This is a genomic window from Amycolatopsis sp. NBC_01307, from assembly GCF_035975215.1.
Taxonomy (GTDB): Bacteria; Actinomycetota; Actinomycetes; order Mycobacteriales; family Pseudonocardiaceae; genus Amycolatopsis.
Genome location: NZ_CP108403.1, coordinates 10922223 through 10935887, shown reverse-complemented (window position 1 = coordinate 10935887; position 13665 = coordinate 10922223). Strand labels below are relative to the sequence as shown.

17 protein-coding genes are annotated in these 13665 nt (G+C 72.9%); 7 read left to right on the top strand and 10 right to left on the bottom strand.

Going from position 1 to position 13665, the window contains the following annotated elements; all coding sequences use genetic code 11:
* Positions 1-79: 79 nt before the first annotated feature.
* Positions 80-808 (bottom strand): alpha/beta fold hydrolase, encoded by a 729-nt coding sequence (locus OG439_RS49470; protein WP_326947214.1) that lies wholly within the window; start codon positions 806-808, stop codon positions 80-82.
* A 46-nt stretch (positions 809-854) separates the two neighbouring features.
* Here OG439_RS49470 and OG439_RS49465 point away from each other — a divergent pair, with 46 nt between their 5' ends.
* The 3 genes from OG439_RS49465 to OG439_RS49455 all read left to right on the top strand — a co-directional run bounded on the left by OG439_RS49465 (position 855) and on the right by OG439_RS49455 (position 3862).
* Entirely contained in the window at positions 855-2117 is a 1263-nt protein-coding gene (locus OG439_RS49465) for a cytochrome P450 (protein ID WP_326947213.1), read from the top strand.
* Positions 2117-3019, top strand: coding sequence for a LysR family transcriptional regulator (locus tag OG439_RS49460; protein WP_326947212.1), 903 nt, complete (start codon positions 2117-2119; stop codon positions 3017-3019). Before OG439_RS49465 ends, OG439_RS49460 begins: the two co-directional genes overlap by 1 nt.
* 96 nt (positions 3020-3115) lie before the next feature.
* Positions 3116-3862, top strand: a complete 747-nt coding sequence (locus OG439_RS49455; protein ID WP_442792273.1) for an SDR family NAD(P)-dependent oxidoreductase — start codon at positions 3116-3118, stop codon at positions 3860-3862.
* Between the two features lie 16 nt (positions 3863-3878).
* On the opposite strand, the gene OG439_RS49450 is transcribed toward OG439_RS49455, so the two are convergent.
* From OG439_RS49450 to OG439_RS49440, 3 genes are read right to left on the bottom strand one after another with little or no spacing between them, the layout of a single operon-like run.
* Entirely contained in the window at positions 3879-4133 is a 255-nt protein-coding gene (locus OG439_RS49450; protein ID WP_326947211.1) for a nitrilase-related carbon-nitrogen hydrolase, read from the bottom strand.
* On the bottom strand, positions 4130-4693 hold the full coding sequence (locus OG439_RS49445) for a nitrilase-related carbon-nitrogen hydrolase (protein ID WP_326947210.1): 564 nt from the start codon (positions 4691-4693) through the stop codon (positions 4130-4132). Before OG439_RS49445 ends, OG439_RS49450 begins: the two co-directional genes overlap by 4 nt.
* Positions 4690-5484 (bottom strand): DUF1295 domain-containing protein, encoded by a 795-nt coding sequence (locus OG439_RS49440; protein WP_326947209.1) that lies wholly within the window; start codon positions 5482-5484, stop codon positions 4690-4692. The genes OG439_RS49445 and OG439_RS49440 overlap by 4 nt, the downstream gene beginning before the upstream one ends.
* Positions 5485-5514: 30 nt before the next feature.
* Here OG439_RS49440 and OG439_RS49435 point away from each other — a divergent pair, with 30 nt between their 5' ends.
* Both OG439_RS49435 and OG439_RS49430 read left to right on the top strand, forming a co-directional pair.
* Complete coding sequence (locus OG439_RS49435) at positions 5515-6006, top strand: EXPERA domain-containing protein (protein WP_326947208.1); 492 nt, start codon at positions 5515-5517, stop codon at positions 6004-6006.
* A 29-nt stretch (positions 6007-6035) separates the two neighbouring features.
* The gene (locus OG439_RS49430; RefSeq protein WP_326947207.1) at positions 6036-7247 is read left to right on the top strand and encodes a threonine synthase; all 1212 of its coding nucleotides are present in this window, start codon (positions 6036-6038) and stop codon (positions 7245-7247) included.
* Here the strand turns inward: OG439_RS49430 and OG439_RS49425 are convergent.
* Positions 7244-7597, bottom strand: coding sequence for an arsenate reductase family protein (locus tag OG439_RS49425; protein WP_326947206.1), 354 nt, complete (start codon positions 7595-7597; stop codon positions 7244-7246). The two genes, OG439_RS49430 and OG439_RS49425, sit on opposite strands and share 4 nt — an antisense overlap.
* A 53-nt stretch (positions 7598-7650) precedes the next feature.
* Between OG439_RS49425 and OG439_RS49420 the strand changes: the two genes are divergently transcribed.
* Both OG439_RS49420 and OG439_RS49415 read left to right on the top strand, forming a co-directional pair.
* Entirely contained in the window at positions 7651-8250 is a 600-nt protein-coding gene (locus OG439_RS49420) for a TetR/AcrR family transcriptional regulator (RefSeq protein WP_326947205.1), read from the top strand.
* A complete protein-coding gene (locus OG439_RS49415; protein ID WP_326947204.1) occupies positions 8247-8876 on the top strand; it encodes an enoyl-CoA hydratase/isomerase family protein in 630 nt (209 codons plus the stop codon). The genes OG439_RS49420 and OG439_RS49415 overlap by 4 nt, the downstream gene beginning before the upstream one ends.
* 233 nt (positions 8877-9109) lie before the next feature.
* On the opposite strand, the gene OG439_RS49410 is transcribed toward OG439_RS49415, so the two are convergent.
* From OG439_RS49410 to OG439_RS49390, 5 genes are all read right to left on the bottom strand, one after another.
* Entirely contained in the window at positions 9110-10351 is a 1242-nt protein-coding gene (locus OG439_RS49410; protein ID WP_326947203.1) for an RNA polymerase sigma factor, read from the bottom strand.
* A 5-nt stretch (positions 10352-10356) separates the two neighbouring features.
* Positions 10357-10707, bottom strand: coding sequence for a YciI family protein (locus OG439_RS49405; RefSeq protein WP_326947202.1), 351 nt, complete (start codon positions 10705-10707; stop codon positions 10357-10359).
* A 100-nt stretch (positions 10708-10807) separates the two neighbouring features.
* Positions 10808-11695 (bottom strand): M48 family metalloprotease, encoded by an 888-nt coding sequence (locus OG439_RS49400; protein ID WP_326947201.1) that lies wholly within the window; start codon positions 11693-11695, stop codon positions 10808-10810.
* A 109-nt stretch (positions 11696-11804) separates the two neighbouring features.
* Positions 11805-12170, bottom strand: a complete 366-nt coding sequence (locus tag OG439_RS49395) for a YciI family protein (protein ID WP_326947200.1) — start codon at positions 12168-12170, stop codon at positions 11805-11807.
* A gap of 122 nt (positions 12171-12292) precedes the next feature.
* Entirely contained in the window at positions 12293-13645 is a 1353-nt protein-coding gene (locus tag OG439_RS49390; RefSeq protein WP_326947199.1) for an MFS transporter, read from the bottom strand.
* Positions 13646-13665: the final 20 nt, after the last annotated feature.

The following is a 13665-nucleotide window of genomic DNA, read 5'->3' as shown; positions in this document are numbered from 1 at the left end:
TCTAGGCTGTGCGGGTCCGGTGGTGGCGAGGGGTTCGCGGTTCAGCCGTCGCGTGGGGTACGACGGCTGCACCCGGGCCTCAGACGCCGAGGCGCTCCAGCAGGGCGCGCACGGCGGCCGGGTCCTCGACGTGGGCGTTGTGCCCCAGGCCGGCGAGGGTGACCGAGTCCGGGTCCAGGGCGCGCAGCTGCTCCGGGCGGCTCATCGGGTCGTGCTCGCCCGCCGCCAGCACGACCGGGCACCGCGCCGCGGCGAGCAGGGCAGGCATGTCCGGAGCGCCCACGCCGAACGCGGCCGGGTCCATCGCGAGACGCCAACCTCCCTCCGTCTCGCGGAGCCCGGCCGGGTCGGCGGGCGCGATCCCGAGCAGCCCGGAGACCTTCAGGTACGCCTGGTCGGCGTCGGCCTGGGTCTCGAACACCCGCGGCGGCCGCACGGCGAACGACGCCGCCCGCCCCAGGTCGTCCTGGCTCCACTCGACCTTCACGCCCAGCGCCAGCACCCCGGTGACCTCGACGTCGTACTTCCCGGAGGCGAGCTCGAGCGCGAGCACCCCGCCGAGCGAGTGCCCGGCGACGACCAGCGGCAACTTGTCGGGCAACGCCCGCGCGACGGCGGCCGTGAGCGTCTCGAAGCTGTAGTGCGGCAGGGGCGCCGAGAGGCCGTGGCCGGGCAGGTCGGGCACCAGCACGCGCCGCGGGACCGCTTCGGTCAGGTGGGCCCACACGGCGCCGGTCGCGCCGAGCCCGTGCAGGAAGAGGATGGCCGGTTCGCCCTCGCCGCCGGTGCGCATGTTCAGCGTGTCCATCGCAGCAGCCTCCCCTACGTCGTGGCGCCGGGCTAGGGTCGGGCGCGTGGGGATCACCGATCCGGACGGCTACGTGCGGGGCGTCCCGTACGACGAGCTGGCGCGGCTGCGGCGCGAGACGCCGGTGGTGCGCGTCGACGACTTCTGGGCCGTGCTGGGCCACGCCGACGTCCGCACGGTGCTGCGCGACCCGGCGCTGTTCTCCTCGCAGCTCGGCGGGACGCAGATCCGGGACCCGGCGACCGAGGCCGACCTCGCGTACGTGCGCCGGATGATGCTCAACATGGACCCGCCGGAGCACGGCCGGCTGCGCGGGCTGCTGACCAGGGCGTTCACCCCGCGTGCGATCGCGAAGCTGACCGAGCAGATCGAGACGTCGGCGCGCGAGCTCGTCGCCGACGTCGCCGATCAGGGCGAGTGCGACTTCGCGAAGGTCGCGGCGGACCTGCCGCTGCGCACGCTGGCCGCGGTGTTCGGCGTGCCGGAGCGCGACCGGCGGCTGATGTACGACTGGAGCAACCGCGTGATCGGCTACCAGGACGCCGAGTACGCGGCCAGCGCGACGGTCGACCCGGCGGCGGTGACCGACCTGGCGCGGGCCGCGCTGGCCGTCCGGCCGACACCGGGCCCGGACGGCGTGATGCCGGACCCGCGCACGCGCGCCGGGATGCCGGACCTCTACGCGTACGCGAACGCCCTCGGCGAGTACAAGCGCGAGCACCCGGGCGACGACGTCATGAGCACCCTGATGCGGCACGTCGGCGACGACGGCGGCCGCGTCTCGCTGCCCGAGTTCGAGAACCTGTTCTGGCTGTTTTCCGTGGCGGGCAACGAAACCCTGCGCAACGGCCTGCCGGGCGGGATGTCCGCGCTGCTGTCGCACCCGGTGCAGTACCGGCGGCTGCTGGCCGACCGGTCGCTGCTGCCGTCCGCGGTGGAGGAGATGCTGCGGTGGTGGACGCCGGTGATGAACTTCAGGCGCACGGCCACTTCCGACGTCCGTCTGTCCGGTGTGGACATCCGGGCCGGGGACAAGGTCGTGGTGTGGTTCTCCTCGGCCAACCGTGATCCTTCGGTGTTCGACGATCCGGACGCGTTCGACATCGCGCGGACGCCCAACGACCACCTGACCTTCGGCCACGGCCCGCACTTCTGCCTCGGAGCGCAGCTGGCCCGGGTGCAGCTGCGGGCGATGTTCACGGCGGTCCTGGATCTGCTGGGCGAAGTCTCCTTGGCCGGCGAGCCGGTGCGGCTGCGCTCCAACTTCCAGAACGGGCTGAAGTCACTGCCGATCGCCTGGACGCGCTGATGGAGCTGCGCGAGATGCGGGCGTTCGTCGCCGTCGCCGAGGCGGGCACGCTGTCGAAGGCGGCACGCGAGCTGCACGTCAGCCAGCCCGCGCTGTCCCAGACGATCACCGCGCTCGAGCGGCGGCTCGGGGTGCAGCTGCTGGTGCGGGCCAGCACCGGCGTGCGGGCCACCGAAGCCGGGACGACGTTGCTGACCGAGGCCCGCGCGGTGCTGGCGCGGCACGACCAGGCCCTGGCCGCGCTCGCCCGCCACACCACGGCCGGCGGCGGCGTGCTGCGGGTGGGCGTCCCGCTGGAGCTGCCGTCGGAGCTACTGCCGACGGCGCTCGCGGCGTTGGCGGACGCCTGCCCGGACACGCGGGTGCGGGCCCGGCACCTGTCGACCGCGGCGCAGGTGGCCGCGCTGCGGGCGGGCGAGCTGGACGTCGGGCTGGTGCGCGAGCGCCCGCCCGGCCCGGACCTCGACGCGGTGCCGGTCGTCTCGGAGAACCTGGGCGTGCTGCTGGCCGCGGACCTGGCGGAGAAGCTGGGTGAGCCGGTCCGGCTGGAGGCACTGGCCGGGCTGGACTGGTTCGGCTTCGCGCGGTCGGGCAGCCCGGCGTGGTTCGACGAGCTGACCGCGATCCTGCGCAGCCACGGCCTCGACCTCGGGCCGGACGTCCCGGCGGAGCGGACCCTGATCGTCGAGCTGAAGCTGCCGGCGGTCGCGGCCGGCGGCGCGTTCGCGCTGGCGCCGCCGGAGTGGCCGTACCCGCTGCCGGAGACGGTGACGTGGGTGCCGCTGGCTGGGCACCCGATCGTCCGGCGCACCTGGGCGGTCTGGCCCGCCGCGTCGCACCGGCGCGACCTCGGGAAGTTCGTGGCGGCCCTGGAAGACGCCGGGCATCGAACCGGCCGATAGCCGCCATAAGCAGTGCCGAACGCCGATCCGGAAGGCCGCGCGGCCGCTCCCGCTTGAACCCGGGGAATCACCCGAACGAGAGCAGGAGACGAGACCATGACTGCACAACTGTCCGGCACCACGGCGCTGGTGACCGGCGGAACCAGCGGGATCGGCCGGGCGACGGCGGTCGCGCTGGCCGGGCTCGGCGCCCACGTCGTGCTGTCGGGCCGGGACGCCACGCGCGGCGCCGAGGTCGTCGAGCGCATCCGCGCGGCGGGCGGCAAGGCCGACTTCGTCGCGGCCGATCTGACGGACGCCGCGTCGGCGCGGGCCTTGGCGGCGCGGGCGCGGGAGGTGGGCGGGCAGGTGGACGTGCTGGTGAACAACGCCGGCGTCTTTCCCTTCGGCCCCACCGGATCCGCGACGGAGGAGGAGTTCGACGGCGTCTTCGCGACCAACGTGAAGGCGGCGTTCTTCCTGGTGGCCGAGCTGGCCCCGGAGATGGCCGAGCGCGGGCACGGCTCGATCGTCAACGTGACCACGATGGTCGCGAAGATCGGCCTGGCGGGCATGGCGCTCTACGGCGCGTCGAAGGCTTCGCTGGAGCTGCTGACGAAGGCGTGGGCGGCGGAGTTCGGCCCGTCCGGGGTCCGCGTGAACGCGGTCAGCCCCGGCCCGACCCGCACCGAGGGCACGGCCGCGATGGGCGACGCCCTGGACCAGCTGGCGTCGGCGGCGCCGGCGGGCCGGGCGGCGTCCCCGGAGGAGATCGCGTCGGCGATCGCCTTCCTGGCGGCGGAGGGCTCGAGCTTCGTCCACGGCGCGGTGCTCCCGGTGGACGGCGGCCGGGTGGCGGTGTGAGCCCGGCGGGACGGCGTCACCGCAGGAAGGTGACGCCGTCCCGCGGCCGCTCGTCCACCGACAGCGCGAAGACGTCCGGCCGCGCGTAGTGGCCCGAGACGTCGAGGCTGTGGCGGGCCGTCACGACGTCCTCGAGGTCGATCTCCGCCGTGATCAGGCCTTCTCCGGTCCTCAGTGGACCGGCCAGGACGTCGCCCGTCGGGCCGACGATCACGCTGCCGCCGCGGAACGGGTCGTCGCCCGAATCCTCGTACAGGCACGCCGAAATCACGAAACAGCGGCCCTCATCGGCGATGTGGCGCATCGAGGCCTGCCAGACGTCGCGGTCGTCGGGGCGCACCACAGCTCGACGCCCTTCGCGTACATCGCCGCGCGCAGCAGCGGCATGTGGTTCTCCCAGCAGATCGCCGCGCCCGCGAGACCCGCCGCCGTCGGGATCGCCGGCAGGGTCGAGCCGTCGCCGCGGCCCCAGACCAGGCGCTCGCGCGCGGTCGGGACCAGCTTGCGGTGCTTGCCCACCAGCCCGAGCGACGGGTCGAGGAACACGACCGTGCTGTACAGCGTCGAGCCGTCCCGCTCGATCACGCCGACGGCCAGGCTCGCGCCGGTCCGCGCCGACAGTCCCGCCAGCGCCCTGGTCTCCGGCCCGGGCACGGTCACCGACGCGCGGAAGTAGTCCGCGAACGGCTCCCCGCGCGGGTAGCCGCCGAGGACGGCTTCCGGCAGCACCACCAGCGCCGCGCCCGACGCGCGGATCTCGTCCTCCCGGCTCAGCAGCCCCTCGAGGCCCACGGCTCCGGTCTGGAGCGCGGCGACGACCGACGTCGTCACCCGCGGACCCGCTCGCGCCGGGGCGGCCACGGCACCACCGCGGACGTGCGGCGCTGGTAGTCCGCGTACTCCGGGTAGCGCCCCAGCGTGATGCTCTCGGTGAACTTCGTCGACCCCACGAACAGCAGCGTCAGCAGGATCGCGCCCAGCACCGTCCACGTGAGACCCGCCGCGACCACGCCGAACGCCGCGATCACCCACCACTGGGCCTGCTCGAAGAAGAAGTTCGGGTGCCGCGAGTAGCGGAACAGGCCGTCCTGGCGGAAGCGCGTCGACGCCCGGCCCGCGTGCTTCTCGCGGTGGAACGTCCACTGCTGCTGGTCGGCGACCGTCTCCCCGACCAGGAACGCCGCGAAGATCACCGCGACGACGACGTCCCACACCCCGAACGAGCCCTGGTGGTCCAGCGCCGTCATCGCCGGCAGCGTGATCAGCAGCAGGATCGCGTTCTGGTAGAGCGAGATGAAGAAGAAGTTGAACACCTGGAACTGCCAGGGCGCGAGCTTCTCGCGCAGCACCGCCCACCGGTAGTCCTCGCCGCCGCGGGCGTAACCACCCTTCCGGGCGAAGTTGAACGTCAGCCGGACGCCCCACGCCAGGACCAGCGCGAACATCACGTCCAGGCGGGCGTCGGCGAACCCGGCGGTGCCGGCGAAGATCCCCAGGTAGGCCACCGGCACGATCGACCAGATCCGGTCGACCCAGGAGTACTCCCTGGTCAGCACCGACAGCAGCCACGTGCCGAGCGTCACTCCGGCGAAGACGTACAGGCAGACCCGCAGCGCGTCCATGTCCTCACCATAAGACCTAGGATCGATCACATGAACCTGCCGCTGCGGGACCGGAAGATCGACATCTTCTTCGCGGTGCTGTTCTCGGCCTTCACGATCACCTCGCTGATCAGTGATCTGCTGCCGACCGTGGGCGTCGACTTCTCACAGCCGTCGGACAACTTCTTCGTCAACTCGAACTGGTGGTACGCCCACGACGCGGACCCGCTGTTCATGCACCCGCCGGACTGGATGCGGATCGTCACCGGGCTCTCGGCGTTCGTCTACATGCCGTTCTACGTCGTGCTCGTGTTCGCGCTGCTCGGCGGCAAGAACTGGATCCAGCTGCCCGCGGTGGTCTACGCGACGATGATCGTCACGCTCACCGGGGTCGTCGTGTTCGGCGTCGAGTTCTTCGGTGACCCGGCCACGCGCACCGGCAACCCGGTGAAGTTCCTCGCGTTCAACCTGCCCTACGTCCTGGTGCCGCTCCTGCTGCTGATCCGGATGCGCGCGCCGAAGCCGTTCACCCGCCGCTTCTGACGCTTCAGACGCTTCTGACCGGAGGCACCGTGCCGTACTCGTTCCTCAGCCACCTCGAATGCTCCCGGACCGGCGAGCGCCTCGACGCCGACGCCGTCCAGGGCGTGTCCCCGGCCGGCGCGCCGCTGCTCGCGCGCTACGACCTCGACGGCGTCCGCGAAGCCGTGACGCCGAAGGAGATCTCCGGGCGCGAGCCGACGCTGTGGCGCTACCACGAGGTGCTGCCGGTGCGCTCGGCCGAGCACGTCGTGAGCCTCGGTGAGGGCATGACGCCGCTGCTGCGCCTGCCGCGTTACGGCCGCGAGCTGGGCCTGTCCCGGCTGTGGATGAAGGACGAAGGCCTGGTGCCGACCGGCTCGTTCAAGGCGCGGGGCGCCGCGGTCGGCGTCTCGCGGGCGGCCGAGCTGGGGGTGCGCGGGATCGCGATGCCGACGAACGGCAACGCGGGCGCGGCGTGGGCGTTGTACGCGGCCCGCGCCGGGCTGACGAGCTTGATCGCGATGCCGGACGACGCGCCGTCGATCACCATGCGCGAGTGCGTCGCGGCCGGCGCCGAGCTGTACCGGGTGGACGGGCTCATCGGCGACGCGGGGAAGCTCGTCGCCGCGGCGGTCCGGCGGCGTCCGGGCGTGCAGGAGGTCTCGACGCTGAAGGAGCCGTACCGCATCGAGGGCAAGAAGACGATGGGCTACGAGATCGCGGAGCAGTTCGGCTGGCGGCTGCCCGACGTGATCCTGTACCCGACCGGCGGCGGCGTCGGGATCATCGGGATCTACAAGGCGCTGCTGGAAATGCGGGAAATGGGCTGGGTCACCGGCCCGCTGCCGCGCCTCGTCGCCGTCCAGGCCACCGGCTGCGCCCCGATCGTCGAAGCGTTCTCACGCGGTGACCGGGAGAGCGTGCCGTTCCCGGACGCGCGGACCGTCGCGTTCGGCATCACCGTACCCAAGGCCCTCGGTGACTTCCTCGTGCTCGACGCCGTCTACGCGACCGGCGGCACCGCGGTGGCCGTCACCGACGAGGAACTGCTTGCGGCGCAACGGGAACTCTCCGAGTGCGAAGGCACCTTCGTCTGCCCTGAGGGCGGAGCGTGCTTCGCCGCGTTGCGGCACCTTCGCGAGTCCGGCTGGCTCGAAGGCGACGAAGACGTCGTCGTGCTCAACACCGGCGCCGGGATCAAGTACCCGGAGACGGTGCCGCTCGACGTGCCGCTGCTGGCGAAGACCGACTCGATCCCCTAGAGGACCGACTGCACCGCTTCGGGCGTGCGGGCGACGACAGTCGTGCCGTCGTCCGCGGTGATGATCGGGCGCTGGATCAGCTTCGGGTGCGCGGCCAGGGCGTCGATCCAGCGCCTGCGGTCGGCCGGGGTTCGGCCCCACGTCTTGAGGCCGAGTTCCTTCGCGATCGGCTCGGCGGTGCGCGTGATGTCCCACGGCTCCAGGCCGAGCCGCTTCAGGACGGCCTTCAGCTCCTTCGCGGTCGGCGGGTCGTCGAGGTAGCGGCGCACGGTGTACTCCGCGCCGGCTTCGTCGAGCATCGACACCGCTGACCGGCACTTCGCGCACGCCGGATTGACCCAGATCTCCACTGCCGCAGCCTACCGCGATGGTTTTGGAGCACGTGTTCTGTTACCGTCGCGGCATGCCCCGCCCCCGCGTCCACGACCTCGACGCGCTGCTCGACGTCGCCGAGCGGCTCGTCGCTTCGTCGGGATACCAGAACGTGACGGTGCGCGGCCTCGCCGCGGCCGCGGGCGTGCCGAACGGGACGATCTACCACGCGTTCGGCTCGCTCAGCGCGTTGCTGGCCCGGGTCTGGCTGCGCGCCGCGACCGCGTTCCTCGACCTCCAGACCGCGCGCGTGGACCAGGCTTCCTCTCCGGTGGAAGCGGTCGTCGCGGCGGCCGACACGCCCGCGGTGTTCGTTTCCGTGCGGCCCGACGGGGCCCGGATGCTGCTGCGGGTCAAGGCGGACCGGCTGTTCGGTCCCGAGCTGCCCGACGAGCTGGCGGACGCCCTGCACGCGCTGGACAAGCGGCTGATCGCGCTGCTGGTCCGGCTCGCGCGGCTGGTGTGGAACCGCGGTGACGGCCTGGCCGTCGAGGTGATCACCACCTGCGTCGTCGACCTGCCGACCGCGTTCTTCCGCCGTGACATCACCGATCCCCTGGTGCGGGAGCGGCTCGCCGCCGCCGTGCGGGCCGTGCTGACCGTACCCCCTCGAGAAAAGGCTCAACCGTGACCGATCCCGTTTCCGTGCTGGACCTCGGCGACGACGAAAACCGCTTCTCGCCGGACTGGCTGCAGCGCGTGCACTCCTTTGTGGACGGTGTCGAGGGTCCGCTGGTGACCACCGGCAGCGGCAAGTTCTACTCGAACGGCCTCGACCTCGACTGGCTGATGGCGAACGGCGACCAGGCCGCGAAGTACGTCGCCGAAGTGCAGGAGCTGCTCGCCCGGATCCTGACGCTGCCGGTGCCGACGGTCGCCGCGGTCAACGGCCACGCGTTCGGCGCCGGCGCGATGTTCGCCATGGCGCACGACTTCCGCGTGATGCGCGCCGACCGGGGCTACTTCTGCTTCCCGGAGGCCGACATCAACATCCCGTTCACGCCGGGGATGGCGGCGTTGATCCAGGGCAAGCTGACCCCGGCCGCGGCGATCGCGTCGATGACCACGGGCCGCCGATTCGGCGGCCCGGACGCGCTTGCTGTGGGCTTGGTGGACGAAACCGCACCGGAGGCCGACTTGGTGACGGTGGCTTCTTCGCGCGTCGCCGCCTTGGCGGGCAAGGACCGCGGCACGCTGGGCGCGATCAAGGCGACGATGTTCGCGCCGGCCGTCACCGCGCTGCGCACCCCGGCTTAGGGCGCCGCCCCCCGGTATCCAGCTTACCGGGGACCACCGACAGTTCGGCCGGCTTGAATGCCGTGAAGGCCTCCTTCCCGGCTCTTATGGCCGGTAAGGGGGCCTTCACGGCTTTGCGACCCCGGCGAGACGGCGGCGCAGGTCAGCGCGCGTCCCGGCCGTCGTCGCCCTGCGCGCCCCGGCTGATGTCCTGAAGGGCACCCTCAGGGACTTAAGAGCCCTGAGGGTGCCCTTCACGGCTTGGCGACCTCGGCGAGACGGCGGCGCAGGTGGGCGCGTTCCGGTTCCGTGCCCGCCAGGGCGAGCGCGTCGCGGTAGGCCGACGCCGCCTCCGGCAGGCGGCCCAGGCGGCTGAGCAGCTCGGCCCGCGCCGCAGGGAACGGGGCGTAGGACTGCAGGCGGGGTTCCCCGGCGAGGGCGTCGAGGAGGGCCAGGCCCGCGGCCGGGCCGTCGCGCATCGCCACCGCCACCGCGCGGTTCAGCTCGACCACCGGGGACGGCGCCAGGCCGCGCAGGACGTCGTAGAGCGCGACGATCTGCGGCCAGTCCGTGCCCGCCACGTCCGGCGCCTCGTCGTGCAGGGCCGCGATCGCCGCCTGGACGCCGTAGAGCCCGGGCGGGCCGCCGGTCAACGCCACCTCCACCAGCGAGGTGCCTTCCGAGATCAGTGCGTGGTCCCAGCGGCCGCGGTCCTGGTCGTCGAGCAGGACGACGTCGCCGTCGCCGCCGGTCCGGGCGTCGCGTCGTGCGTGGACCAGCAGCATCAGCGCGAGCAGGCCGGCGACCTCGCGCTCCGCCGGCAGCAGCCGGCGCAGGATCCGGCCCAGCCGGATCGCCTCCTCGGCCAGGTCGAGCCGCTGCAGGTCCGGGCCCGAGCTGGCCGCGTACCCCTCGGTGAAGATCGAGTAGACGACCTGGAGCACACCCGGCAGCCGGCCGGGCAGCTCGGCGGTGTCCGGGACCCGGAACGGGATCCGGGCCGTGCGGATCTTGTTCTTGGCCCGCACGATCCGCTTGCCCATCGTCGCGCTGGGCACCAGGAACGCGCGCGCCACCTCCGGCGTCGTCAGCCCGGCGAGGCAGCGCAGCGTCAGCGCCGTGCGGTCCTCCGCCGGCAACGCCGGGTGGGCGCAGGTGAAGAACAGCTGGAGCCGCTCGTCCGGCAGCTCGCCGTCGGACGACGGGGCGGGCGCGGCGCGGTCGGCCTCGACCTGCAGCACCGCGAGCCGGGCCGCGTAGGCCTGGTCGCGGCGCAGCCGGTCGACGGCCTTGCGCCGCGCCGTCGTCATCAGCCACGCGCCCGGCTTCGGCGGCACGCCGTCGACGGGCCAGCGCACCAGCGCCGCCTCGATCGCCTCCGACGTCACCTCCTCGGCCAGGTCGAGGTCGCCGAACCGGCGGACGAGCGCGGCCAGCAGCAGCCCGCGCTCCTCCCGGAACACCGCTTCGACCGACGCGTCCGCCTGCTCCGGCACCTTCGTCAGTCCCCGTACGAGGCGAGCGGCCGGACGACGATGTTTCCGCCGCCGAGGGCGCCCGGGCAGCGCGCCGCCCAGTCGAGCGCGACGTCGAGGTCCGGCACGTCGACGACGAAGTAGCCGCCCAGCACCTCGCGGGACTCGGCGAACGGCCCGTCGGTGACGATCCGCTCGCCGCGGTCGTCGACGCGGATCGCGGTGGCCGTGGTGAAATCGGCGAGCGAGTTCCCGTGGACGTAGACCCCGGCCTCCTTCAGGGACTTGTCGTAGAGCATCCAGTCCTCGGGCGTGCAGTCACCCTTGGCCTGGCCGTCGGCGTCGAGCGAGGCGTTGATCAGCATCAGGTACTTCATGGTGTTCCTCCGTCGTGTCGTGGCCCGGTTGCCGTACGCCACCACTACGAACGGCCCGCGGCGCCTTGGACACCCTCGCCGGAGATTCTGCCTCTCGTGCTCAAAATCCGCCGCGGTGCTCCTTCAGCCGCTTGATCCGGTCGATGTGGGCCGGGTGCCCGGCCAGCAGCCGGGCCCACAGCCGCCGCTCGTCGCCGCGGTGCAGGACGATCCACTCCTTGAGCAGCCCGATCAGCTCCGGGCCGTAGCCCAGCCGCGCCGCCACCCGGTCGGCCCGGTACTCGCCGAGCCGTTTCGACCAGGCGAGCACCGGGCCGAGCAGCGGCGCCAGCAGCAGCCACGGGTCGAGGAACGCGAGCGCGGTGAGGATCCCCAGGCTCAGCAGCACGGTGACGAGCACGGCGACCGCCCGCCCGAAGGCCGCGAACGCGCGCCCGACGTACGGCACGACCAGGGCGAGCAGCCGGACCAGCCGGGTCAGGATCCGGGCCGGGAGCTCCAGCCACCAGATCAGCAGCGAGATCCGCGTGTGCCCGGCGAGGTGGTGGCCGAGTTCGTGCGCGAGGATCGCTTCGAGGCCGGCCGGGGGCAGGTCGAGGGCGGTCCGCGTCACCGCGACGGTCCGGCCGCCGGCGGCGAAGGCGTTCAGTTCGCGGGAGCGTTCGACCCACAACCGGTACCGGCCGCCGTCGACGCCCGCGGCCGCGCAGACCGCCTGCCAGCAGGGCGTCAGCCGGGCCAGTTCGCGGGCAGTGGGCGAGCGCATCCCGAACATCAGCGGCAGCAGGAAGTGCTCGAACGCGGGCACGAACGTGATCCCGCCGGCGACCACCCACCCGGCGGGTACGACCCAGAAGTACGCGGGCCAGACGAGCTTCCCGAGCAGGACCAGCACGAGCCCGCTGCTGGCGACGACGGGCACGGAAAGCACAACGCTCACGACGGCGGACAGGTCCGGCCGTGTCCTGGGTCGCGCACCTTCGCCCACGTCCGCTCCCCCGTCCCGGCTGACCGCGCACCCACCTTGGCGTGCTGCCGGGCGAAGCACAACGGCCGTCCGGCGGCGGGTGGAGCGGGCCCGCCGCCGGGCACAGGCGTCAGCCGGGGATCTCGTCGAACTCGACGACCTGGCGCACCTCGACCTCGATCTCGGCTTCGAACAGCTCGGCGTACGACTTCGCGAACTCGACGGCGTCCGCCCGGTCCTCGGCGTTGATCAGCGCGAACCCGCCGATGACCTCCTTGGCCTCGGCGAACGGGCCGTCGGTGACGCGGACCGCGGCGCCGCGCGGCTTGCGGACGAGCGCGCCCGTGTCCGACCGGTGGACGCCCTCCGCCGTGATCAGGCGGCCGTTGCCCATCGACTCCTGGATGAACGCACCCATCTTCTCCATGAACTCCGGGCTGGGGTTCCACGCCTCGGGGGCGCTCTCGTCGAGACGGTGCATCATGAGGAAACGCATGGCTGACTCCCTGGTTCTCTCGGCCGGGGTCCGGTTCTCTCGGACGCGATGACCGGCCTTCACCCCCGCGTCGATCGGGCGCTCGCGGCGTTCGACATTTCCCCGGGAAGATCTTCCGCAGACTACTGTGTGACCTGCGTCACTCCGGCCCGTGCGCGCTTCACGTCCGTGCTGACCAGGGCCAACACGACGAGACCGGCCCCGAGCCCGGCCTCCACCCAGCCCACGCCGGGCACCGCGCCGGCGATCGCGACGCCCAGCGTGGTGCCGGTCTGCCACCCGGTCGAGGCCAGGCCGGCCGCCACCCCGGCCATCGAGCCCGGCATCCCGGCCATCGCCGTGGTCGTGATCGGCGGGTTGACCGTGCCGAGGAAGACGCCGAAGAGCAGCGAGACCGCGAGCACGGCGACCAGCGGCGTGGCCGGCCCGAGCCAGGCCGACGCGACACCGCCCAGCGTGAGCGCGCTCCCGGCCACGACCAGCGGCAACCGCGGCCCGCGCGTGCCGACCAGCCGGCCGGTGACCGGCGACAGCACCAGGACCAGCGCCCCGACCGGGAGCAGGCACAACCCGGCGTCGAGAGCCGACAGCCCGCGGACGTCCTGCAGGTACTGCGTCGTCACGAACAGGAACGCACCGAAGCCGCACAGCGCGAAGACCGCCATCACGATCGCCGCGCTGAACGGGACGCTGCGGAACAGCCGCAGTTCGAGCAGCGGATCCGCGCGTCGCGGCTCGTAGACGACGATCCCCGCGACGCCGAGCGCGGCCACGACGAGCAGGCCGAGGACCACCGGCGACGACCAGCCGAGCCCCCGGGACCCGATGATCGCGGCGACGACGCTGCCGAGCACGAGGACCACCAGGACCTGCCCGACCGGGTCGAACCGGCGGGCACGGGCGGCGCGGGACTCGGGCACGAACCGCGCGGTGGCCACGATCGCGGCGACGACGATCGGGACGTTGACCCAGAAGACCGCGCGCCAGCCGAAGCCGTCGACGAGGAGGCCGCCGAGGATTGGCCCGAGCACCAGTGCCAGGCCGGACATGGCGCCGAAGACGCCGATGGCGCGGGCCCGCTCGGCCGGGACGGGGTAGGCGGTGGCGACGATGGCCATCGCGACCGGGTTGAGCATGGTGCCGCCGGCGGCCTGCAACGCGCGTGCGGCGATCAGCCACCCGATGCCCGGCGCGAGCCCGCACAGCAGCGACCCGGCACCGAAGACGGCGAGCCCGGTCAGGAAGACCCGCTTGCGGCCGACGCGGTCGGCGGTGGACCCGGCGAGCACGAGGAACCCGGCCAGCACGAGCGTGTAGGCGTCGATCGTCCACTGCTGCCCGGCCAGGGAGGCGTGCAGGTCGCGGCGGATCGACGGGAGGGCGACGTTGACGACGGAGATGTCCATCACCACGACGACGATGCTGACGCAGCAGATCGCCAGCACGAGTCCCCGGTTGACTGTCGGAGCGTTCATGGGTTCCGACGCTAGGATTT